General features: G+C 61.5%; 23 protein-coding genes. 3 read left to right on the forward strand and 20 right to left on the reverse strand.

The genetic code is table 11. The annotated features are described in order from the left end of the window. Positions 1 to 204 precede the first annotated feature (204 nt). Positions 205 to 612 (forward strand): bactofilin family protein, encoded by a 408-nt coding sequence (locus WS45_RS29490; protein WP_059534647.1) that lies wholly within the window; start codon positions 205 to 207, stop codon positions 610 to 612. 118 nt (positions 613 to 730) lie between these two features. Continuing rightward, positions 731 to 1,000 carry a GNAT family N-acetyltransferase gene (locus WS45_RS36630; RefSeq protein ID WP_373559451.1) on the forward strand — a complete coding sequence of 90 codons (270 nt, stop codon included), beginning with the start codon at positions 731 to 733 and terminating at the stop codon, positions 998 to 1,000. A 33-nt stretch (positions 1,001 to 1,033) separates the two neighbouring features. Here WS45_RS36630 and WS45_RS29495 read toward each other — a convergent pair whose 3' ends face one another. The 5 genes from WS45_RS29495 to WS45_RS36635 all read right to left on the reverse strand — a co-directional run bounded on the left by WS45_RS29495 (position 1,034) and on the right by WS45_RS36635 (position 6,246). Further along, positions 1,034 to 1,990 carry a nucleotidyl transferase AbiEii/AbiGii toxin family protein gene (locus WS45_RS29495; protein ID WP_059534645.1) on the reverse strand — a complete coding sequence of 319 codons (957 nt, stop codon included), beginning with the start codon at positions 1,988 to 1,990 and terminating at the stop codon, positions 1,034 to 1,036. Then, on the reverse strand, positions 1,987 to 2,718 hold the full coding sequence (locus WS45_RS29500; RefSeq protein ID WP_059534643.1) for a type IV toxin-antitoxin system AbiEi family antitoxin domain-containing protein: 732 nt from the start codon (positions 2,716 to 2,718) through the stop codon (positions 1,987 to 1,989). The genes WS45_RS29495 and WS45_RS29500 overlap by 4 nt, the downstream gene beginning before the upstream one ends. A 311-nt stretch (positions 2,719 to 3,029) precedes the next feature. Further along, on the reverse strand, positions 3,030 to 4,736 hold the full coding sequence (locus WS45_RS29505; protein ID WP_059534641.1) for an ATP-dependent helicase: 1,707 nt from the start codon (positions 4,734 to 4,736) through the stop codon (positions 3,030 to 3,032). Between the two features lie 17 nt (positions 4,737 to 4,753). Beyond that, positions 4,754 to 5,647, reverse strand: coding sequence for a hypothetical protein (locus tag WS45_RS29510; RefSeq protein WP_059534639.1), 894 nt, complete (start codon positions 5,645 to 5,647; stop codon positions 4,754 to 4,756). 308 nt (positions 5,648 to 5,955) lie between these two features. Then, positions 5,956 to 6,246, reverse strand: coding sequence for a transposase (locus WS45_RS36635; protein ID WP_156437341.1), 291 nt, complete (start codon positions 6,244 to 6,246; stop codon positions 5,956 to 5,958). Here WS45_RS36635 and WS45_RS29515 point away from each other — a divergent pair. Then, entirely contained in the window at positions 6,128 to 6,973 is an 846-nt protein-coding gene (locus tag WS45_RS29515; protein ID WP_257140683.1) for an RNA-guided endonuclease InsQ/TnpB family protein, read from the forward strand. The genes WS45_RS36635 and WS45_RS29515 overlap by 119 nt on opposite strands. A 205-nt stretch (positions 6,974 to 7,178) precedes the next feature. Here the strand turns inward: WS45_RS29515 and WS45_RS29520 are convergent, their stop codons facing one another. From WS45_RS29520 to WS45_RS29595, 15 genes are all read right to left on the reverse strand, one after another. Continuing rightward, positions 7,179 to 7,784 (reverse strand): DUF4400 domain-containing protein, encoded by a 606-nt coding sequence (locus WS45_RS29520; protein WP_059702975.1) that lies wholly within the window; start codon positions 7,782 to 7,784, stop codon positions 7,179 to 7,181. A 209-nt stretch (positions 7,785 to 7,993) separates the two neighbouring features. Continuing rightward, positions 7,994 to 8,509 (reverse strand): hypothetical protein, encoded by a 516-nt coding sequence (locus WS45_RS29530; RefSeq protein ID WP_059534634.1) that lies wholly within the window; start codon positions 8,507 to 8,509, stop codon positions 7,994 to 7,996. A gap of 10 nt (positions 8,510 to 8,519) precedes the next feature. Then, positions 8,520 to 10,388, reverse strand: a complete 1,869-nt coding sequence (gene traD / locus WS45_RS29535; protein ID WP_059702977.1) for a conjugative transfer system coupling protein TraD — start codon at positions 10,386 to 10,388, stop codon at positions 8,520 to 8,522. Further along, on the reverse strand, positions 10,385 to 11,716 hold the full coding sequence (locus WS45_RS29540; RefSeq protein ID WP_059703053.1) for a TraI domain-containing protein: 1,332 nt from the start codon (positions 11,714 to 11,716) through the stop codon (positions 10,385 to 10,387). The genes traD and WS45_RS29540 overlap by 4 nt, the downstream gene beginning before the upstream one ends. Then, positions 11,716 to 12,726: a type IV secretion system protein gene (locus WS45_RS29545; RefSeq protein WP_059534629.1), complete on the reverse strand. Its 1,011-nt coding sequence runs from the start codon at positions 12,724 to 12,726 to the stop codon at positions 11,716 to 11,718. Before WS45_RS29545 ends, WS45_RS29540 begins: the two co-directional genes overlap by 1 nt. Continuing rightward, positions 12,723 to 13,466, reverse strand: coding sequence for a type VI secretion protein (locus WS45_RS29550; RefSeq protein ID WP_059702979.1), 744 nt, complete (start codon positions 13,464 to 13,466; stop codon positions 12,723 to 12,725). The genes WS45_RS29545 and WS45_RS29550 overlap by 4 nt, the downstream gene beginning before the upstream one ends. Positions 13,467 to 13,477: 11 nt before the next feature. Continuing rightward, entirely contained in the window at positions 13,478 to 13,690 is a 213-nt protein-coding gene (locus tag WS45_RS29555) for a hypothetical protein (protein WP_059702981.1), read from the reverse strand. Positions 13,691 to 13,700: 10 nt separating this feature from the next. After that, positions 13,701 to 16,178, reverse strand: coding sequence for a VirB4 family type IV secretion system protein (locus WS45_RS29560; protein WP_059702983.1), 2,478 nt, complete (start codon positions 16,176 to 16,178; stop codon positions 13,701 to 13,703). Then, positions 16,175 to 16,486, reverse strand: a complete 312-nt coding sequence (locus WS45_RS29565) for a VirB3 family type IV secretion system protein (RefSeq protein ID WP_082722077.1) — start codon at positions 16,484 to 16,486, stop codon at positions 16,175 to 16,177. The genes WS45_RS29560 and WS45_RS29565 overlap by 4 nt, the downstream gene beginning before the upstream one ends. Next, entirely contained in the window at positions 16,479 to 16,859 is a 381-nt protein-coding gene (locus WS45_RS29570; RefSeq protein ID WP_059702987.1) for a TrbC/VirB2 family protein, read from the reverse strand. The genes WS45_RS29565 and WS45_RS29570 overlap by 8 nt, the downstream gene beginning before the upstream one ends. A gap of 17 nt (positions 16,860 to 16,876) precedes the next feature. Beyond that, entirely contained in the window at positions 16,877 to 17,923 is a 1,047-nt protein-coding gene (locus WS45_RS29575) for a CpaF family protein (RefSeq protein ID WP_059702989.1), read from the reverse strand. 275 nt (positions 17,924 to 18,198) lie between these two features. Beyond that, a complete protein-coding gene (locus WS45_RS29580) occupies positions 18,199 to 19,407 on the reverse strand; it encodes a vWA domain-containing protein (protein WP_059702991.1) in 1,209 nt (402 codons plus the stop codon). 7 nt (positions 19,408 to 19,414) lie between these two features. Beyond that, positions 19,415 to 20,344, reverse strand: a complete 930-nt coding sequence (locus WS45_RS29585; protein WP_059689146.1) for a hypothetical protein — start codon at positions 20,342 to 20,344, stop codon at positions 19,415 to 19,417. Positions 20,345 to 20,444: 100 nt separating this feature from the next. Then, positions 20,445 to 21,470, reverse strand: a complete 1,026-nt coding sequence (locus tag WS45_RS29590) for an ATP-binding protein (protein WP_059534611.1) — start codon at positions 21,468 to 21,470, stop codon at positions 20,445 to 20,447. A 118-nt stretch (positions 21,471 to 21,588) separates the two neighbouring features. Further along, positions 21,589 to 21,840 (reverse strand): DUF3717 domain-containing protein, encoded by a 252-nt coding sequence (locus WS45_RS29595; RefSeq protein WP_059702993.1) that lies wholly within the window; start codon positions 21,838 to 21,840, stop codon positions 21,589 to 21,591. Positions 21,841 to 21,943 lie beyond the last annotated feature (103 nt).

Consider the following 21,943-nt stretch of genomic DNA (forward strand, 5'->3'; position numbering starts at 1 on the left):
CAGCCCACCGTGCAGCCGACTGATCAGCCGAAACCCGCACCGCACCGGGTCCACCGCACACCCGCTCGGCAGCGTCAGGAGCCAGCCACCACCGAGGCGACTGCTTCTGCACCGCATAACGAAACTACGAAGACCGAACACACCTCGAAACCCTCGACGGCCGCCAAGACCGGCGACGTTCCACTGTTCTAAGGGAGGCACACCATGAAAGCGAAGCCGAACAACGTGACGGTCCTCATGCCCGGCCTGGTCGTCGAAGGCAACATGATCCTCGACCACGGCCTGAGTGTATTCGCCCTCGCGAACGGGGACATCATTTCCACCGAGGGCCTGCTGCACATCGGGGCCGGCGGCATCGTCAAGGGCAAGGTCCAGGGCGAAATCGTCCGGATCGATGGCCTCGTGGAAGGCGACGTCCACGCGCGCGACACGCTCGAAATCAACGGCCGTGTGCTCGGGAACGTGTTCTATTGCGGCACGATTCGCCTCGGCCAGCACGCCGCGCTCAACGGTCAGCTCAAGCGCGTGCCACGCGAATTGGTGATCGAGGCCGCTCCAACCCCACGCGAAGCGGCGCCCGAGTGCCTCGAAGCGAGTGCGGTGGCGCAATGAAAAACGCGCGTCAACTTCACCGCGTCACCTCATTCGCGGTTGCATGTTGCTGGACGATTCCGGTGCTCGTATTCGCCGGCTGCATCCTGTGGATGTCTGGTGCCATTCGTCCAAGACGATGTGGGCTCTCGAATCGTCGGGCGGTCGACGGCAAGGCATCGCCAAGATACTCTTGGCTCTTCTCGAGTCGAAGGCCACAGGTTTGGTTTGTAAGTTGCTCAAGCTCGAAACCGGACCGTACCAACATGGTGCGCTAGCTTTGTATGCGTCTGCCGGCTACGAGCACCGCGGACCGTCATCCCTGACCTCCCATGTTGGGTGTGTCCGTGCTACAGGCGCGCGGGCGCAATTGCCGCGGCGTTCGCTGCATTCCCCACCCACTTTTTGATCGGGTGTGCTCCCACACCCTAAAAAATCTCGGTCAGGTCTGCGCTGTCCCAATGTCCAGCTTGGCGAAGTGCTCGCGCAGCAAGGATTCCTGTTGCTCGAATAGCGCTGAATTCTTCTTTTTAAGCACCTCGAGATTCTGCAGCTTCCACCGAATGGCGGGCAATTCGCGCAGATGTTCATAGGTCATCAGGGACCAGTCGGGGTCGGCGCGGACCAACGATAGCAAAAACTGGCGGTGGTTCTCGGTGAGAGCAGCAGGCAGTTCCCGGTGCAGACGGTCTTGCGTTGCCTCGAGTTCTTCAAGGTCGACTCTCTCAAGAGTCATCCCAACGAAGTCGGTCTCATAGACTTCGACCATTGAATGTTTCGGGCCAAAGAGCACTTCGTGGATGGGCCTGTTGTGACCGGAGAGGTAGCCGACGAACGCGTCCACGATATCTTCGCGCAAGCCGAAAACATCGTACATGTGCTTCACATCGAACAGGTCGCGAGGATGCTGCCGGTCCAGGGCCGCTACGAGCTTGCTTCCATACAGCTCCGATTCATGAAGCGTGGGCACGACGATGCGAGTGCTGAACATTTCTTCTGCCGCACCGACGAGTGGGCGCTGGACCGGTTCGAGCAAGGTGCCCCTGAACACGTAGTTGACTTCCACCTTGACCGAGGTTTCGCCCGAGATCACGGTGAGTTTCACTTCATCGCCCTTGGCTCTCCCGGATGAGGTGGCTTTCGAGAACTTCGTCGCATGCCCTTCAGCCTCGATTTGTTCTCTCGCGCGCTCCAGTTCTGCGCTGATAACGGCGATTGCTTCATCGCGGGACAGCTTTCTGTCTGTGAGCACGACATCGATATCGACCGATAGGCGCGGCATATTCTGCAAGAACAGATTCAGTGCGGTCCCACCTTTCATGGCGAAGAGGGGAGTATCGAAGACGATCGGTGCGATGCCGAGCATCAGTCGGACGGTGTCTACATAGATCTCGTTCATCGTGGTTTGAGTGTCAGCCGGCCGTTCTTCGTTTTGTTCGACCATCTTTTCCCGGCACCAAGACGGTCAACATGCTTCTGAAGGTCTCTTGCCCATGAAAAATCGGCCTCCAGTCCGAGGTCGCGTACGAGCCGTACGACCTTCACCCGTTTGCAGTGGCTCAAAAACTCGTCCAGCACGTCGGGGCGCAAATTGCGCAAGCCGACCATCAGGTTGCTCGCTTCCTCCATCGATTGGCCCTTCCCGATGTCGCTGGCGAGCTCCAGAATAGCTCGCTCGGGCACGGAGACCAGTACCTCAGGGGCGCCGGCCGGAAGCGGCTTCAGGCCCTTCTCGTAGGGAAAATCGTCTTCAAAGAGGGTGGTAGTCTGGTACGAGTAGCTCAGGTGTTCCGCCACCCACGGAGGAATGCGGTACGACTTCTGTCCCCATAAGACGATTTTTTCCCGGAAGGCGATGTTGTGACGTACGCCCTGCCAGGAAAGGGCCGTTTTGCCGCCGACGTGAAGACCGGGTATGCATCGGCCCAGATAGGTGATCGAGCCGTCTCTCGATGGCGTGTCGCCGGTCAAAAGGTAGACCCCCTGTGAGAGACGCTGCAGCCAGCCGGACTTGACCATGTGCGCCGCGAGCGCGGCACTCACCCCCATGTCCCTGAGCATGCTGGAATCGATTGGGTGGCCGCGCCGGCTTTCTTGCAGGAGCCGCTGGACCGTCTTGTTGCTCATCTGGTAGAGGGCGTTTGCATTGTCTGGGTGCAGTATATACCGAGAATGTTTTATTATCTGCAATTTATTAACGCGATACCAAATCGCTGCCTTGTCAATGACTTTGCTGAGCGAGCGTTGTTTTCCCGCAGGAACCCTATCATACATTTTATTATTTGCGACTAAATAACGCAGACATTAAGGACGGATACATGTGGGCCGACGATGCGATGGACCTCGCCCGTACGCGCTTGGGTAACATGACTTGGCAGCTTCGTCTCCGGACGGACGCCAGGCTCCAAGACGCAATCGGCCGTCACGCGGCCATTTGTCTATTCAATCCCTGATTCGATCACAAATCGCGACACCGGATTCTTCTTGATCGACGAGATGGTGAGGCTGTCGCGAGCTCGCGTCATGGCGACATAGAAAAGACGCCGCTCCTCCGACTCTGGGCTCTTGTCGTCCGGCACCACGCCCTCCTCCGATCGGCTAATCCAGACGTGGTCGTACTCCAGCCCCTTCGAGCTGTGCATCGTCGTGAGCATCAGGACGCCGTCACCCGGCTTGTTGTTGTCCCGCTTCAAGAACTCGATGCGCTCGGTAAACGAACCGTTCAGGCGACTCACCACGTCGTATATGCTCTGAATCGCCCGGATCGCAACGTCGCCCTTGGCATACGTCATCATCCACTCGTAGACGCCTTCTAGCGCGAGCGAATGGAACGATCGCTGGCAAAGCGCCTGCCACTCACCCAGCCGCTTCATGAAGGCCCGGTACGCCGTCGCTGTCTCCTCGCGCAGCCCGAGGCCGACCAGTTCCTGCTTCTGCATCTGGACGAAGGCTGCGCCCATGCGCTTGTGCAACGCGCCGAGGTCATAGGAACTCATGCCCATGTAGCCCAAGACAGCGTCGATGCCATTCTGCTTATGGCCTTCGACCACCTGCAGCAGGTTGCACATCAGCGCGGCCTGCGGTTTGTTGAGCACCGATCCGCCCGACGCCCGGCAGTACGGCACGCCGTGTGATCGGCACACTGACTCGATCGGATCGAGAATTCGGTTCGTACGCGCGAGGATCGCGCATGTCGCGCCGGCAGCCAGTTTCGGTTGAAGCCCTTCAACAGCGGCAATCGCGTCGCCATACTCGTCGTCGAATCGACGCGCCACGACCGCGCCGCCGGCGCCACGCGCCGCATGGAGGACCTTCGGCATCCGATCGATGTTGTTCTGGATCACCCGGTCGGCAGCCGCCAGGATCTCCGCGCGACAGCGATAGTTGCTGCCGAGCACCACGCGTTGGGCCTCGAACGTGCTCGCGAAGCTCTCCATGCCACGAAAGCCGAGTGCGGCCCGGAACCCGTAGATGCTCTGGTCATCGTCACCCACGACCGTGACTTGCGTGCCCGCGCGAGCGTGCAGCTCGACCCACCGGAACTGCAGTGGATCGGTGTCCTGGAACTCGTCGACGAGCAGGTCAGTGAACCGATAGGGCTTGATGTCCCCGCTCTGCATCCGCTCCACCGCAAGGCGCAACATATCCTGGAAGTCGATCTTGCCGCTGCGTTCGAGCGCGTCTTGGTAAGCAGTGTAGAGCGTGGCCTCGGCCGAACCATCATCGGCTCGGCCGAAGTTCGTCTTGATCCGCTCGACGATCGGTACCGCCTCTTCAACCTTCCAGTCGTACCCGAGCTCGGCAAGCACGCGCCCAAGCATCCCGAGGCGATCGCCTTCCGATGCAATATCCGGCCGGCCGCGACCGGGCCGTTGAAGCTGCTTGTATGCGAGCGAGTGGAAGGTGCCGGCGATCAGCCGGCGCTTGGCATCAGGCGGCGCCAGCGCGAGAATGCGCTCGCGAAGCTCGACGGCCGCATCCTTGCTGAAAGTGACGGCGCCCACTACCGCCGTCGGATCCTGCAGCAAGAACGCGGCCTTCGTCGCGCTCATCTTGGTCTTGCCCGCGCCCGGGCACGCGATCGCGAGGCAGTGGCGGCGCAGAAGTGCCACCTCGCGCTGTTGGGGATTCAACTCGTCGAGCATGGCACCGGTCTTCCCGATCAGTTACCGCGAACGGTGTTCATCAGCTTCAGGTGGGTCGTGTAGCCGCGCAGGCCGACCGGGTGGAACTTGCGCAGGAAGCGCGCGGTCTCGTCGTCGACGTCGGACTGGTCACGAATCCCGTTCCAGACGAGGAAGTCGAAGTGATCCATCACCTGGTCGAACTTCAGGATCACGGAGAGCAGGCGCATCGAGAACCGCGAGTACGCCTCGACTTCAATATCGAGCGACGGCTTCGTCACGGTCGGCGCGAATACCGTCTCGCCGCGATCGCGCATGTCCGTTTCCGTCTTCTCGCGGAAACCCTGCGCTACGTCGAGCTGTTCGTTCACGTAGGCTTCGAGCTGATCGAGCTGCTTCTCAAACCACGTGCTGACGATTCCCTGCTCGTTCGCGCCGTACGTCGCGCGACCGAAGCGCTGCATGTTGATCGTCATCCGATTCAGGTACGGCCACCACTGCTCGAACAGCGGCCGAAGGCGCGTGTGTTTCATCGTGACCCGCGCGGTCACGACCGCGGCGCCCGACAGTTGCTTGTTCATCAGTTCACGGCCGATCTCGCGCCGGCGCTGGATGATTCGCGCGCGCTCTGCGGGCGACAGGTCGCGGAACAGCGTGCGGGTGCGCGCCACCTCCTCGAGCTTGAGCTTCGCTTCATCGCTGCTGATCAGCCCTTCACGCTGCAACACGTTGGCCGAATTCTCCATCTCGTCGAGTTCACGCTCGACTTCACCATCGTCCGCGCCGTCAGTCGTCTGCCGGGTGTCGCCCACAACCAGGCTACCCTTGACTGCGGGTGCATCGTCGCCCGCCGGCGGGAGTACCGCTACTTGGTCAGGTGCCACGTCCGCGGTATCGGTGCCGACGTGCGCTTCTTCGTTGATCGTGCTCATGTGGATCCTATCTGGTTGACTGACCGCACGTGCGGCTTGCGTCTATTCTTGCGGTCCTATGCTGCGGCAGACTTCCAAAACGTGAACGATTTCACGCGGCTTTCGCAGCGGTCGGGCCGCGCCGGACGAAAAAAACCCTCCGTGGGAGAGGGGGTAAGGTTGAACATTCGTGAGCGCATTCCCCTTCTTGGTCCGGCCGGTTCGCTTGCGAACGTCTATCCGAAGCCGACCGGATCAGGAGGGGGTCAAGCGAGCGGTTTGGCTTTTGTCTTCTTGGCGGCCGACTGCCGGGCGTGCTCCTCAGTGCCTTAGGCATCGACGTAGGCTCGTACCGTCTCCAACGTCGCACCGCCGACACTCCCGACAAAGTATGCGCGGTTCCAAAACAAGGGCCTTCGGTAGAACGGCGCCAAGTGACCGGCAAACTGGTTGCGGGTGCGCCTAGCGCTCGCGGTCTTCAGGTTGTTAATCAGAACCGATATGTCTAGTGCTCGAGGCCGGCATCGTTTCGGCGACGGCGCGAAGCCCAACGATCTGACGATCACGCGCAAGAACGGCGAGTGGTTCGCGTCGGTCACGCTGCGCGTATCGGCACACACATGCGCCCGCGCACGTACCGGCAACGCTCATCGAGGCGTCGACTTCGGCCTCAACGACTGGGCGACGTTCGACGACGGTGAAACGATCGCTAATCCGCGATTCGTGCGAAATGAGATGCCGCGCATGGCGGACCTGCAGCGGCAGCAGGCGCGCAAGAAGCGCGGATCGATCCGGTATAAGCAGCTGGGAAAGCAGGTTGCGAAGGTGCATGAGCGCATCGGTAATCTTCGCCGCGAGTTCCTGCACAAGACGACGTCGCGTCTGGTCGCGTCCTGCGCCGTCATCGCCACGGAAGAACTGCGCACCCAGAACATGAGTCGTTCGGCCAAGGGCACGCGGGACAAGCCGGGCCGGACGGTCAAGCAAAAGGCGGGGCTGAATCGCGAGATTCTGTCGGCCGGCTTGGGCATGGCGCACAACATGCTTGCGTACAAAGCGGTAGAGGCTGGTACGCGGCTGCACGTTTCGAACACGCGCCAGTTAAAGCCGTCGCAACGCTGCGCCACGTGCTGGGAGATCGTGCCCAAGACGCTGGCACAACGTGTGCATGTATGCCCGCACTGCGGACATACGGCGCAGCACGGCCAGAACGCAGCGTCGGTCGCCCTGATCGACGCGCACACGCCCGGAACGGGCGTGGCGGCGAGACCGAAACCGCTGGCGCGGCAACGCGCCAAGTCAAAGTCCGTGACCCGCGCCCCCGCTACCGCGTCGCAAGACGCTTAGCGGTGAGAGAGTTCATAGCTCTACGGGGAGTCGAGCTTTCTGAGGACCGTAGACCATGAGTCATTGTGACCCGCCTGGTGCGCCTGATCGGGTCGAAACGTCGACGATTTCGACAAGCTTTTTCAGGTAACGACGAGCGCGCCGCACGCAACCGGTTGTGGCCCATTCGGCAAAAAGCTATACGGAAACCTGGAGCTTTCCGGACCTACTGGTATGAAGACGCCGCTTTCCAGAGCAGCGCGCCGAGACATCCGGCGATCTCCAGCCAGTACGGTGCAAGAAGCGGCACCGGCGCGATCAGCACCGTGAACGTCACGCCGAATACGAGCAAGATCCCGTGCCCGGCGAGATGGAATGACAGAGGACTGACGTAGCCGGCCGCCGCCGCCCTCACCTTGCGCCGCACCGTCCCGTCGATGAACATCGCGATGCCGAACACGAGCGCGCCGAGCAGCCAGTACTTCATCACGGTGAGCCGATAGACCACCCGGTACACCAGACGCCAGAAATTGTGGACCCACCGACTGGCGAAGTTCGCCACCCCGCCGTCCTCGATCTGCGAATCGTTCGTGGCCTCCATGGAGTCCTGTACCAGACCTGTCTCGACGAAGTAGCGCTTGAACGCACGATTCGTCGCGTCGATCGCATCCGCTGTTCGCTCTTCTCCGAGGCTCGCCACAACCGATTCGGCTTCGGCATCCGGGATCGCGAACAGCGACGGATCGGGCAGCGCCGGCATGAGCGCAACCGAGAGCAGCGGCACAAAGAAGAACCACATCTTGATGTGCCCGACAAAGCGGCTACCGGCCATACAGCTCTCCCACGACCCCGCTGAGCAGATAGATCGGCAGGACGACCAGGCCGGACAGTCCTACGTAAAAGTGGACAGGCCTTCGACCAATAAACGTCGCGAGCGCGTATGCCATCGCATTCCTGCCCTGCCGAAATTCCGCCGGAGGCGGTGCAGCCGGCTCATCCTGCGCGGCCGCGGTGGAGATCACTCGGCTCACGGTATGGTCGTCAAGCCGCGTTAGCGTCCGAATCAGAAAATGTGTGAGCGACATCGTATTCCTCGAAGTACAGTCTGAAGGTCTCACCGGTCAGCGCGCGAGCGGCCAGCTGGAATGCAGCCGACTTCTGGCTGATGTTCTCCGGACACCGCTCGTCCACCATCTCCGGTGCCAGCTTGAACCGGGATTCGAACGCCGTTACCGGCTCGAACATCGGCGACCAGACATGGCAGCGCTCGCCATCGCGCACAACAAAGCGCCGCGCATACAGCATGTGTGCAGACCCGAACAGGCCTTGCATGAACGCGACATGCGGATCGCCGGTCTTGCGCACGCGCTTGAACGCAGCAAGGCCGTCCACGAACATCTCCTTGACGAGCGGCTCTGCCTTCCCGATGAAGTGCTCACCGACGAACTCCGCGACACGCGTGCACACAAGCTCCAGCTCAGGCGCAAGGGTGAACACCGGGGTCAGGTGGGCGGAAAGTTTGTGCTCCCGAATGATTTTTTTGAATACGGCAGACATGCTCGGTTGTTTAGCCTGTAAGAATTGGAATACGTCCCTGGTACACCGCGCCGCCAGAAATCCGCATGAAGTACTGCAAGTTCGGCAGGCTCTGGATCAGGCGAGTCGGGATCAACGGCACTGCCTCCAGTTGTTGCGACCGCGTCACCGAGCCGGTGAACTCACCGACATGGCCCTCGCTCGCCTTGCTCGTGCTGCTGGATACGATCAGGTTGCGGATCGCGGTATCCCCCACCTTTTTCGAGAACCACTCAGCCGTGTCGGTATCTTCCAAGCGTAAAATGATCTGGTTGTTCAGGTTCCCCAAAACCTGCAGCATTTTTGCGGCATTCCCCAACTTCGCCTCGAGGTCGGCGCGCGTCTGGAACGCCACGAACGCCTTGAACCCAGCGCCACGACCTTTGTTCAGGATCTGGATCACCTGTTCGTTGATCGCCTCGGCGATCTCGTCGATGATCAGCACCACCTCGGGCGGCTTGTCGTAGAAGTTGTAGATCGAGCCGCACACGGCTGACACGTCGGCCAGGATCATCGACGCGATTGCCTTCGCGACGATGCTGTTGGACAGCGAGTCGAGGCCGATGTGGAGCACCGCCTTCTGGCGAATGACCTTCTCGATCGTCCAGATCTCGCGTTCGTCCTCGAAGTCGTCGACCTTCGGAGCGAGCATCAGGCCGGTTTCCCCGGTCGCGAGCATCTGCAGCAGCGGCAGTGCCGACGCGATGATCCGCATGTAATGCTCGCGATCGTGCACGTGCGTCGCGATCAAACCATCGATCGCTTCGTGTCCGCGGTCGTTCGCACCGAATCGGGCCTGGTAGAGCGAGATCATCGCGTCGACGCGCGTGGAACCCGGCTTGTTCGCGATCTTGACCGTATCGGCCGTGACCAGCTCCTCCCAGTCGGTCAGTCCGCTTTCGATGAAGAAGCGCTTGAGCGCCTTCTCCAGAAGCGGGTCAACGCCGAGCTGCGCGTACTTCAGGATCGAGCGCAGGTTCGGCTTGTCGCCGATGTACAGTTCGCCGTTCACCGATCGGCTGATGAACAGGTACGCGAAGTCCCGGAACGGCCCCTCCTCCATCAGCTGCGCGATGCGGCTCGGAATTTCCGACGGCTGCGACCAGCTATCGAGCGGTTCGAGACGAATCGACTCGGATGGCTTGGCCTGATTGAAATAGAGGAACTTCCGGCCGGTCCGCTTCGCTTCGCGCTCGGCGCGCGCCTTCCATTCCTTGTCGTTCTTGGGATCGATGTCGATCAGCACGTCGCCGCAGTGGATGACCTGCGTCGAGATGACTTCATACGTCCGCGTCTTGCCGGAGCCCGTCGTCCCGCCCACCGCCGTATGGCCGCCCATCGCCTTGTAGTGGAACGGCACGTAGCCTTTCGCCGGCTCAAGACCGTGGATCCACGAGGCGCCCTGCGGCGTCCGGTCGCGGATACTGTCCTTCGGCGCAAAGAGCTTCTCGATCATTTCCTCGAACGCGCGCCCGGGCTTCGTCTTAGGCAACCACTTGGGCAGCCCCGGAATCTCCGTGGTCGGCATCCGCAGAATGTCGTGGGCCATCTGGCAGTGCTTTTGCGTCCATTCGAACCCCGTGCCGAGATACATTGCATTTACTTCGGCCCGCATGCGCGCCTGAATCGCGAGCAACGCGGGCACTGCAAGCGTCGTCAGCCATTTCGTCGACAGCCCCATCCGGAACCTGAGCGCGCGCCACATCTGCCCCGAGCGGAAAGCGAACAACGCGAGCGCGAACAGGGCGAAGGCCCAGCCGTACGGCATGCCCGAAAGCGGCAAGGCTAGGAGCGCAATCAGCCAACCGAATGCCGCGCGAACTTCGTAGATCGGCCGAAAGTGGTTGCTGTAGCCCCTCATGCACCGCGCTCCTGGATCAGTTCGCCGATACGCGGCGCCAGCGTGACCTCCGCAGGATCGTTGGCGAGAAGCAGGTTGCGTCGGCGCATATGTTCGATCAGAGTGTCGCTCGCGACGCCATAACCGCCAATCGTGCGCTTCGACACCACCAGACCCTTTTCGGCCCACCGCACCTTGGCCTTTCCGCCGGCGACGTCCTGCTGCAGGGCTGCGAAGAAGTCCGAGATCATCCGCGGAGCGCCCCTCAGGATTTCGTCAAAGCGGTCCTCCTCCAACGTGGCCGCGGCCGCGACCGGTTCTCGTCGAATCTCGGCGGGATTTACTGCCGCTGCTGGCGGCGGAAGCTCGAGCGCCATCTGCCGTTCATCCAGTCCCTTCGGTGCCACCTGAACTGCCGGCGCCGGCACCGCACGGGAAGTCGGGCCGTCCGAGTCAGCCGCCGGTGGCAACGCCGGGCCGGTCGGTGCACTACCTTCGGCAGCTGCGGTCGCCGGCGACGAATCGACAGTCACCGGTTGCACCGGTGCCGGTGCCGGCGCAGGCGTGGCCACCGACGGCGCCGCCTCGACCTTCGGCTCCAGTTCAGCGGCCACATGGATCGCCGACGGCACCGCAAACGTCACGGGCTCGAAAACCGCCCGTTGCGCCTTCCTGTCGAAATCGGCGGCCGTCGCGATGGCCTGGCGTACGACCTTGTGGGTCAAGCTTTCCACGCCCATTGGGCTCTGCGTGGGATTGATCGCACCGAAGATCTCGGCCTGCACCTCAGCGTCGAGCCCGGACAGCAATTCCGTGCCGACGAGCGCATGCGCCAACATGCTCGTACGCATACGTTCCACCGGTAGCGGAGTTGCCCGCCGCGCCACGCGGTAGCTCGCGTCGGCGAGCCACGGCCCGACCGCGCCGTGGACGGAAGGGTTCCAGACCTGGCGGTCCGACGCCCGCTCCACGTCGAAATGACGGTACGGCTCGTCCAGTCCGGAACAGATTGCCGCGAGGAAAACACCATAGCTGTACTGGGGCTCGATGCGGCGGCGCCGCTCCGATGGAAGGTTCGTGCCGAACTTCAGTCCACCCGAGAGCCGCATCGCATAGAAGGCCGTTTCGACCGTCCATCGAAACGCACCGGCGGGCTCTCGGTACAGCTCCGGGCTGAACGGAACGGAAGAGAACCACTCCGCACAGCGTCGGATCAGCACCATCCACTTCCGATCGAACTCCGTGCGCGACGACTCGTTCGCGCATTGTGCGATCAGCTCGATACGGCGTTCGTTGCGGGTCACCAGCTCGCCAGCGTCGACCGGCGCAAAAAGTCGGGCGTCGATCATCAAACCATGCCCTTCGTTGCGAGCTTCGTCAGGCTCTTGAACGCCGCACCGCTTGCGTTGGCGCCGCCACCGAACATCGACGCGAACTTCGGAATTTCGAAGGCGAGAATCAGCACGAAGATCGAAAGGTCAAGCGTCAGCGAGCCGGAATACGGTGTCGTCAACCCCTTCGAAATCGTGTTCCCGAACGTAGTCGCAAGCGTGGTGGTCATCAGCCGCTGGAGAATCGCGGCAACAACCATATACATGCCCGCGCCGATCGTGAAATCGAGCCAGCTCTTGAACCATCCCCGCGTAAACTCCGACATGCCGAGCGCGAATGCGATTTTCCCCATCACGATCGCGACAGCCATCTGGATCGTGCCAAGCGAGATGTAGAACAGAAACACCAGCGACGCGACCATCAGAATGAACCACGCTGCCAGTAGCGGAATGAGATTGATCACCAAGGCGACGTAGTTCCACCAATGCTCGGCCTTCAGCGCTTCGTTGATCGCATCGAATATCGCCCCCGCCGACTTCACCATCGCCATCGGCAGAGATTGTGCGTCGGTCCCTGACACCGCAACCGCCATGTCGTTGAACCACTTGTAGAAGCCGGGTGCCCACGTACCGTAGGCAAGATAGACGGACGCGAAGATCCCTAGGATGGCAAGGTCTTCAAACACGCTCTGCCAGGCCGCGACGGGGTCCTTCGTTGCCGCGAATCGGAGAAACGCAACGACAATGGTGATGACTGCAAGGCCTCCCGCCATCTTGTCCGAATCTTTGTCGAGCGACTTGCTGAGCGTCACTGCGAGATCGATCAGATCCTTCATCAGCTTCGTGATCTCTTCGATCGCCGCCATCGCACCCTTTGCCACCTCGCCAACCACGTAGCTCGAGCTCCAGCCGGTCGTCCCCAGTTGGGTAAGGCTATCCTGCAGCGCGGCACGCGCTACCGTCGGCAGCACGAGCGCGGCAAACAGCAGACCACCCATTAGCCACCGATGCATCATGCTGGGCTTCATTGCGTCGTGATCCCATAGGAGGCCCGCTCGGCCTGTTGCTTGGAGATGAACTTCTCCGCGTCGGCGGCCTTTTCCTTGTCGTCTTCCGCCTGTTGCGCGTCCTTCTGAGCGTCCTTCTGTGCCTTGGCTGCGTTCAACTGAAGGATGTCCGCATTCTGGCTCGTCACGATATCGAGGTAGTGCGTCGTGATCTCGGCCGTTGCCTGTTGAGTTGGCGACATCGACAGCTCGGATTGCAGTTCCTGCCGACGCTGCGCCATCTCATTCGTGTGCTGCATGATGTTCGAGCCCATCTGGAACAGGTTCCGCGCGACCTTGTCGTTCTGTTGGACCAACGTGTTTATGTCCGCGAACCACTGCGCGTTCGACTTGCCAGAACGAGTGACCAACCCCTGAACCTGGGTGACCCATTCGCCACCCTTCTTGAGGTCGCCGTAGAGCCCTTGAAGCGTGCCCACCAGCCCCTTCACCTTGTTGATATCGCCCGTGATCTGGTCATACGCAGCTTTCCACGCAGCCGGATTCAGGTTTTTCGCCTGCATTAGATCGTTCACCATCATCTGGTACTGGTAGAGGATGTTGGTGTTCTGGTAGATCTCGCCCCTGACGGCCTTAGCCGCAGTGATAACGTTCTGCGCAAAGTTCGCCGGGTCGAACACAGTCAGCTGCGCGGCCGCGTGCTGGGCGACGAACATGGAAACCGCAAAGGCTGCGGCGCGAAGAGTCGGCATGAGTTTCATCGTGGGGCCCTTCAGTCGAGGATTCGAACTGCCGTACGAGCAGCGCACGGCGTCGTGGATGCGTCCTGTCGCGGCTCCGATAACGAGCCGTCCGAACCGCTCGGATTCGCCTGCAAACAGACGCGTACAGGTGCCCCAATGGCGATCCTGTCGATTTCGTTCGCGGTGACGTCGAAGATGTCGCGGTACAGCGCCTGCTGGGTAGAGGTCGAGGTGAGCTTCATCGGGTTCCTGTCAGTCGACGGTGGCCATTTCCTGCAGATAGTCTTCACGCCAGGTCGGCGAGCCGGTCGCAAGATGCTTGTCGAGCGTGCGCTGAGCCGCGCCATCCGCGCGCAAGATCGCGAGTGCTTCTTTCGGGAACTTCGCCTGAAGCATGCGCGAGTGATCCGGCGTCACCCATAGGTAGTCACGGTTGGGAACACCTTCGCTGATCATGTCGATCTGGTCATCGGTCAGCCCGAACACGTCGCGATAGAGACGCTTGTTGTTGCGCGCATCGCGGTTTGGCAGAAAGAAGAAGTTCTGGATGTTTTCCTTCATGATCTCGAAGTTCGGGACTCGCTCGAGTTGGCTCAGCGACTGAGTCGCCATGACGAGCGTGCCGTTCAGCCCGCGAATCGTGACGGCCCACATTTCCAGCCGCGCATAGAAGCGCGGGTACCGGAAGAAGAAACCACATTCCTCGACCTCGATGATCGTGACGCGCTTGCCATCCAGCCATTGCGAGATGCGATAGAAGGCGTAATCCATGAACAGCGCGGCGGCGACCGGATAGCTCTCGAACAGTTCGCCCATCTCGATCGCCAAGTCGTCAGAGAGCGAGAACGCATCTCCGACGTGATCGAAGAACCGACCGTTCTTCTCGCCTTTCGTCCAGATCTGAAGGCGCTCGCGCAGCTCAAGTGGCAACAGCGTGGTCAGGAACGACAGCGTCCAGTACTCCGGGCCATAGCCCTGCGCGAGCGTGACGACGCGTTCGTAGATCGTCCGCTGCTGCTGCGGGGTGCAACGGAAATCCTCGCCATCGCCCTCGATTGCCATCTGGACCCAGTCCGACACATAGGTGTAGTGCCGTGGGTCAACCAACAGCGAAAGCGGATTGACCTGCGTCGCCGCCGCGAACTTGCCGGTTGCATCGACGAACTTGCCGTCTGCGAACACGGTAGGGATGCGTGTCGAGCGATTCTTGTCGAACTTGATGCGCCGCGGAGCGAAGCGTCCGGTTTGCGAAACGAGAAAGTTGAGAAAGATCGTTTTGCCCGCGCCGATCGGGCCCACGATCAGCGTGTGAGACTTCCCGCTCGGATCGTGCAAGGTGATACGCTGCAACGTCCGGTGGCGAGTCGGGAGCAGCGTGAGCGGGCCGACCTTCTGTCCGAGCTGCTGTGTAAGCCATTGGTTGACGTCACTGCCTTCCGCGACACCACGCACCGGCGCAATGTCCGAGACCACGGGTGTCTCGACGAATTGCAACCGCTTCTGCTGATCCCACCGGCCGGGCAGCGTCGAGGCCCAGGCTGCGGCGAGATTTCGCTTCTCGACCAGCACGCCGAAGCCAGCGTTGCCGATTCGGCCGACGATCTCGCGCGCGTTGTCGTCGCACTCTTCGATCGTGTCCCCGTAAACGACTACCGAGATGTTCGCGAATCCGTATTGCTGACCGTCCGCGATCAGGCGAGCGAGCGCGTTTTCTGCCTCTTCGGCCAGGATCTCGCGCCCTTTCTCGTTTTCCATGTTCTCCTTCTTCTCGTCCTTCGAGAAAAAGCTCTTCAAGATCTTCATCGGGCTAAACGCTGCGACCTTGTAGAACGCGCGCATTTTCTCGATGTACGCCTGTGCCTTGCTGGTCGACAGGAATCGAAACATGACGCACACGTCGAACTCGGCGTCGACGTCGGCGAGCACGTCGAGCGCGGCCTCCTGGAAGCCCATCCACTCTTTCACCGCGATGATCTTCGCGTACCGTGTCCCATAGGCGGACTCGAACATGATGTGTTCTGCACCGTATGTCACGAAGCTTTCCGTCAGATGCGTGTCCAGCATCGTCACGGGGTAGCGTACGCGCCGCGGTGGAACGGAGGGATTGGCGGTCTGGTGGAGGAATGCCAGCGCGTTTTGCAGCTGGAGCCGGGTCATCTTGAGACGCGCGACGCCACCCTTGAACGCGTCCAGGATGCCTTCGAAGCGCTTGATGTCCGACGCAATACGCTCCATGTCGAACACGAATGCACTACGCGCGAACACCATATCCTTGACGGTCTCGAGCAATGCGATCGGAACTGACTTGCCACCCACCGTGATGTGATACGCGATCTTCTCGAAGAGCTTGTTGATCCCCGTCTCGGGCGTATACGCGAGCGCGAGCGAGTGGGTGTTGCGGAAGTACTTTCCGCTACCCACACTCTTCTGGTTGATCGCGTCGACGCGCTGATCCATTTCCGAGGCGAAATGACCACCGATCTCGCCACGAACGCGGCGATGCGACATGCGCCACCATGCGGTGATCCGGTGATCGAAGTTCTTGCAGGCGTGGTCGAGGTTGTCGCGCGCCGCCGAAATTTCGTCGGAATTGGGACTATCCGCGTCCACGCCCTCGAACGTATACAGCGTCAACAGTGACCCGTCCTTGTCAAGGACGACTTCGGGGGTCACCATCGTCGCCCACGGGGCGATTTCCTGAATCGCTCGACGCTTCGGGTTTGCGCTCACAGCGGGAGCTCCTGATCAAAGCCGTATGGCCGTTTGAATCGCGCCGCAACCTGTGCCGTAGGCAGCGGCTCGTGGACGTCGGGATACCGGTTGTAGACGACCAGCACGTCTTTCCACCACGGATCGTTCGATGACAGCCAACGGAGCACCCAATGCACCACGATGCCGACGACCAGATAGATCGGCGTCATGCTGCTGTAGCAAAGCAACGCTGTTAGCGTCCCGTTCGCGATCGCGAGGCCGCGATCGGCACCGCCCATCTGGCGCGGCAGCGAAAGCGACCGGCTAACTTTCTTCGGGTCACGCACAGGTGTAGTTGATCTTCAACTGATTCTTCACGAGCGGAAGCGCACAGGAAGCGATACCGAGGCCGACGATCACGGACGAAATCATCTTCCCGATATTGCTTTCCGAGTTCGCGATGGCCACTGCGCCGACAATGATCAGCACGATCCCCAGGCCGAACAGCACCGGGCCACTGACGTAGGCTTGGATCAGGCAGATGAAGTTGGACGCGTTGCCGAGATCCCCGAGGTCGACCGCCTTCGCAGCCGGCGCGGCCAACGTCAGGAGCAGTGCGATCAGCGTCGAGAGCCGCTGGCCCCGCCCGAACAGGTAGTGACCGGTATCCAGCACCTTTTTCCGGACCAGCGAACTCAACGTTTGAATGTGCTTCTTCATGGATAAACCCCGTGTGGTTAGAAAACGCGTTCGAGGACATAGCCCCCGTCTTTGAACCCTTTGATCGCCAGGACTTCGGACACGTGGCGGAGCTCGCCTGTGCGTCGAAGGTGGATGACGTAGTGGAAGCAGTCGGCGATTGCCTTGCGCATGTCGGTGAGCTCCCAGCGGCTGCCGGGCGGGATGCCCAACATCGCGAGGCTCTCAAGGCGGCTCAGGCCGCCGCGCGCGTCGTTCGAGTGAATCGAACCCATTCCGCCGTCGTGCCCAGTGCTGAGCGCCTGGATGAAGTCGTACGCTTCCCCGCCGCGCACTTCGCCGACGATGATCCGGTCGGGACGGAACCGCAGGCAAAGCGCCACCAGAACCTGCGTCGTCACACCCTTGTCAGGGTTTGACAGCAATCGGACACGGTTCGGAAGGTCGACCTTCAGCTCCATCGTGTCTTCGATTGTGATAACGCGCTCCTCGCGGGGAATGAGGCCATTCAGCGCGTTCAGGAACGTTGTCTTACCGGTCGATGTACCGCCGGCGACGAGTACGTTGGCGCGCTGTTGAACCATCGCGGTGAACGCTTCTGCGAGCGCGTCGTCCGCGACGCCGGGTGGGAAAATCGGTCGATCGATATCTCGCTTCGCATGAACCCGCGAGAACGCACCCATCCGCGCATAGTCGTTGATCGACAGAACGGTCTCGCGGTGCCGGCGAATCGCGAGTGCGTCGCCGTCGATCGCTGTCGGCTTCATCACCGTCGCGATCCGGAGATTCTTGTGGCCGCCGTTGATAATTCCCTGGGCCGTGCCGGCTTGCGCCGATTTCTCGACCGAGGCGGCGAGCGAATGGATCGCACCCTTCAGCGTCTCGGGCTTGAATTCCACGTCGAGGCGACGCATCACGCCCCGCTCCTCAATCCAAACGTTGTTCGCCGCATTGATCATGACTTCGGCGACGTTCGGATGGTCGAGATACGCTTGGATGAGCTTCAGCGACTCGAAGAACAGCTGTACAGCGTTCTCTTCAAGTCGCGCGACCTTCAGAAAGGGATTTTCGGCAATTTCAGACATGCAGCTATTGTTCAAGCTGGCACATCCGCCGATCGCCCGAAAGAATGGCTAATTTGAACAGCTTTCACGGCCTCGACGAAGCGCATGGCCACGCCGTCGGCGCGCCGATTTCCACGCAACTGGTTGCGGGGGCAAACTCGAAATGCTCCAGAAAAACGTATAGCTTTCTCCCGTCTCGGACCTGTCGACTCGTGGCATGCGTTTGCAACCGACGAAAAAAAACCCGGTCACAAGGACCGGGCGTGTTTCAGGAAATAGCGAGCCATTGCAGTCGCTCAGCACACAACTTCGATTGTCTCGCCGAACGGGGCGCGCCGGGCGCGCTTGAGCGGTGTCGTCGACGCCCAAAGCACTGGGTAAGCCGGCTCCTCGGACGGGAACGTACCGACCATATCAGTCAAGTACACGAGAAACGCGGGGTCGATACCCTCGCTCTTGATCCGTCGAAACGGATCGATGAACGAGGTACCGCCACCACCTTTCAGCGGCGCCAGCTCGACCGGGTCGCCCCGCTCGAACACCTGAACCTGCGTTACGCGCTCGTCGCAATCCATCACGATCAAGCGACGCGGGCGAACCGCATCGGCAACGGCCAGGATCTCGGCCGCGAACTGCGCCTGCGTTTCATCCCAGACCGAGCCGCTGGCGTCGCGGACAAACACCGCGTCGCCCACCGCCGGCTCGTTCAGTGACGGCAGATACATCCCGAGGTGCAAGTAGCGACGATTCGGCTGCGCCCACGTATAGTCGGTCGGCGCAGCGTCCTGCGCAAAGCGATGCAGAAGCGAACGCCAGTCGACGACCGCGGCGACAGATTGCTCGACAGCGGCCTGTAATCCGCCGCCGAGCTTGCCGCAGGCCTGCGCAGCCTTGGCCGCCTGCAGCACGGCCACCTTCCACTCCGCCGCTTTCGCCGCCTTGTCAGACCCGGCATACTGCCGGACTTCACCGCACGACGCTGCCGGGCCACCCGCCTTGTCGTCGGAGGGTCCCGGAGGCTGCGAGCCGGGCGAACCTGTCGGTTTGCCCGCCTTACCTCCCGACGGCGGATCGCTTGCCTGCTTGCCACCAGGCTGCTTCGCCACTTGGCGTTTCTCATGCGAGAGGACACCGTACACCTCTTCGGCCGACATCCCCTTGAAGCGGTGATCAACGAGCGCGCCCGACGGAAGCTGCATCCCAGCAGCCTCCACCATCAGATTGACGACGTAATCGCACGCCTCGTTCCAGCCGTCGGGGTCGCGATCACCTTGTCGCCAACAGTGCCCGCCGGCGACGTGCCATACCTCATGGGCGAGCACGCCACGGACCTCCAGGTCGTTCAGGCGCTCGGCATAGGTCGGGTTGTAGCCCAGCGTCTCTCCGTCCGTCCAGAACGTCTTGCAGCTCAGGTCCTCGCGGACTTTGAGCCGTAGCGCCAAGGCGCCGATGAACGGATGGTCGAGCACCAGCGCCGTGCGCTGCTTCGCGATGCGTGAGTCCATGACGACCTCATGCAGCGGCGAGGAACGACAGGCCCGTCGCCGACTGAACCGGGATCTGGTCAGTCAGCGGCGCCGCCGGCGCGCCGCCCATGAAGGCAGCCATCAAGCCTTCGATCTCGGTCGCCTTGCTGGCAACCTGCGACCGGAGCACTCGCGACTCCTTGAGATCCGCTCCGTTGTGCGCTGCGAGATGCTGCTTCGCCTCCGTGAGTATGCGCGCGAGCTTCGGGTCGTCGCTGAAGTTCAGCTTCGGCAGCAAGTCGCACAACTCGCGCACATGGTTCGCGACGTCGAGACGGACGTTGCCGGTCGCGTACAGGCGAGACGCCATCGTCGAAACGGCCTCGTACAACCGCCCGACCAAGTCGTTATTCGCGGTCTGGATCGATGCCATCGCGTGCTCGTCGATCTCCGTGCGCAACGTCGTCAGGACATCGCTCGGCAAGTCAACGCCGAACTGGCTGGCGTCCGGGAATGGCAGCACGGACAGCTTGACGCCGAACTTGCCCTTCAGCTCGGCCAAACTCGGGTAGTCCGCCTCGTTGTACAGGGTGTTCATCTCCGCCCTAGCCTGCTCCTTCAGGTCGAGGTAGTTCGTCAGGAAGATCGACACGGCGAGATCGAACTCGTCTTTCATCGCGCGCAACCGCTCGGCCAGCTCCATATAGACCATGGTCGGCAGCAGCCGCACGCCTAGCTGGTCGTACTTCAGCGTCCGGCTGTAGTAGTGCGAGCGGATCCGATTGCCGATCGACACCACTTCGGCGTAGCTCGGCGCGTACTCCGGCAGCAGGCGCTTGTTGAAGCGCCCGATGCCGCGCGCGTGATGGCTTTTCTCGACCTCTTCGGTGACCTTCCCGTCATAGCGACGGGCAACCCACGTGGAAATCGTGACGGACGACAGCATGACCTTGGATTGCAGATCGGTAATGTTCATGAATAGCTCCAGATAAACAGAAAATGGCGAGACGAAAAAAAAGCCACGGACCGGAATCGGCCGTGGCAACAGGGAAAGGCACTACAGGGTTTGAAGGCGGCTATTCGCCGCGGATGATCTTGCCGATCTCACCGCCCTGCGCACGGATGAACGCATGATGGTTCTGCAGATCGGGCGTGCGCGCGATCGAGTCACGGACCAGCACCGCCGTGAACTCGCGTTTCCCCGTATCGGCGAGCCGGTCTGCATACTGCAGAACTCGCTCGAAGTTGCCATCGCTCGCTTTGTGCGAAAGCGCAGCAGTGAGGGCGTACAGGATGCTCGGCTCGTCCGGGATGACACCCCGACTCGGGTCCAACAGGATCGCGTCGACCGACGGCAGAGCGCGGTAGATCGAAAGAAAGCTGATCAGCTCGGCACCGGCACCTTCGCCGACCGTCGCGCAAATTGCGTCAGGCAGCAAATCAGCCGAGACAGCCGGCATCGTTTTCGCGAGAAATCCCCACTTCCGGGGACTTGCCGACGCAACGATGTCGCGGCCACTGCGCGCCTCCCATAGCAGGTCCGGTCGGAAGCGAAGGAACGCGATCAGCTCCGGCGGAACGTTCTCCCGAACCGCCCAAGCCGTCCAGTCGTCGACCGTGGCTTCGAGTTCGACGACCGCTGCAAAACGCGAGATCAGCGGATCGAGGATCCCGGTGACGCCCGCGTTGTCGCTGCGGCGATTCGTTGCCGCGACGAACGTGACGCAGTCGGGTAACTGGTGCTCACCGATGCGCCGCGCGAGCAGCAGCTGCATCTTGGCCGCCTGCACCGCCGGCGAAGCCTGCCCGAGATCGTCGAAGAACCAGACCAGTGGACGCGCCGCCGACAGCGCCCGCTCGAGGTCGCCAAAGGGCAAGAATCGGGCATGCGTGCCGTCGGCCGACGGAAACGGCAAACCCTTCGAGTCGGTCGGATCTTCGACAACCGGGTGACTGATGAGCAGGTCGTGCTCCGCCTCCTCGGTGGCAGCTTCGACGATGTCGGATTTGCCAATACCAGGCCGGCCGGTAATCAGCACCGGAAGGCGCTTCGGGATGTAGGTGGCGAGCAGCTGGGTGAGGCGTGCGGGAGAGAGTTTCATGGGGGCCTTGAATGAAAGAGCCCCACGGGAATCGCGCCCGGCAGGGACGTGACCCTGCGGGGCGATTGAAGATGCCGCGATGCGGCGATTCGACGCGTCCTGAGACGCGAGTTGATGCCTACGAACGAGCGCCGATGAGCGCTGCGGCCTGCTTCGCCGTCAGCGATGATCGCGGAACGCTCGTGGCGCGGGTCACGATCATGACGCCGTAGACGTCGGCGAGAACCCGGGCCTCGGCACAGAGAACGATCAGCTCGTCGAGCCCGGTCGGCGCCGGCGAGCGGTTGCGCCACACGTTGATTGCCACCTCGATCTCGACGATCGACACGGCATCAGGTGGCAATGGATTGGAAGTTCCAGATTGGTTCACGGGTGACCTCGGAAGTGTCGCCCCGTGAATGACGCCCGGCAGGACGAGATTCCCTGGGGCTGGAAATGGCCGCATTGTGGCGGATTCGATGCGTCGGTGACGC

Source organism: Burkholderia sp. RF2-non_BP3 (assembly GCF_001522185.1).
GTDB lineage: Bacteria > Pseudomonadota > Gammaproteobacteria > Burkholderiales > Burkholderiaceae > Burkholderia > Burkholderia diffusa.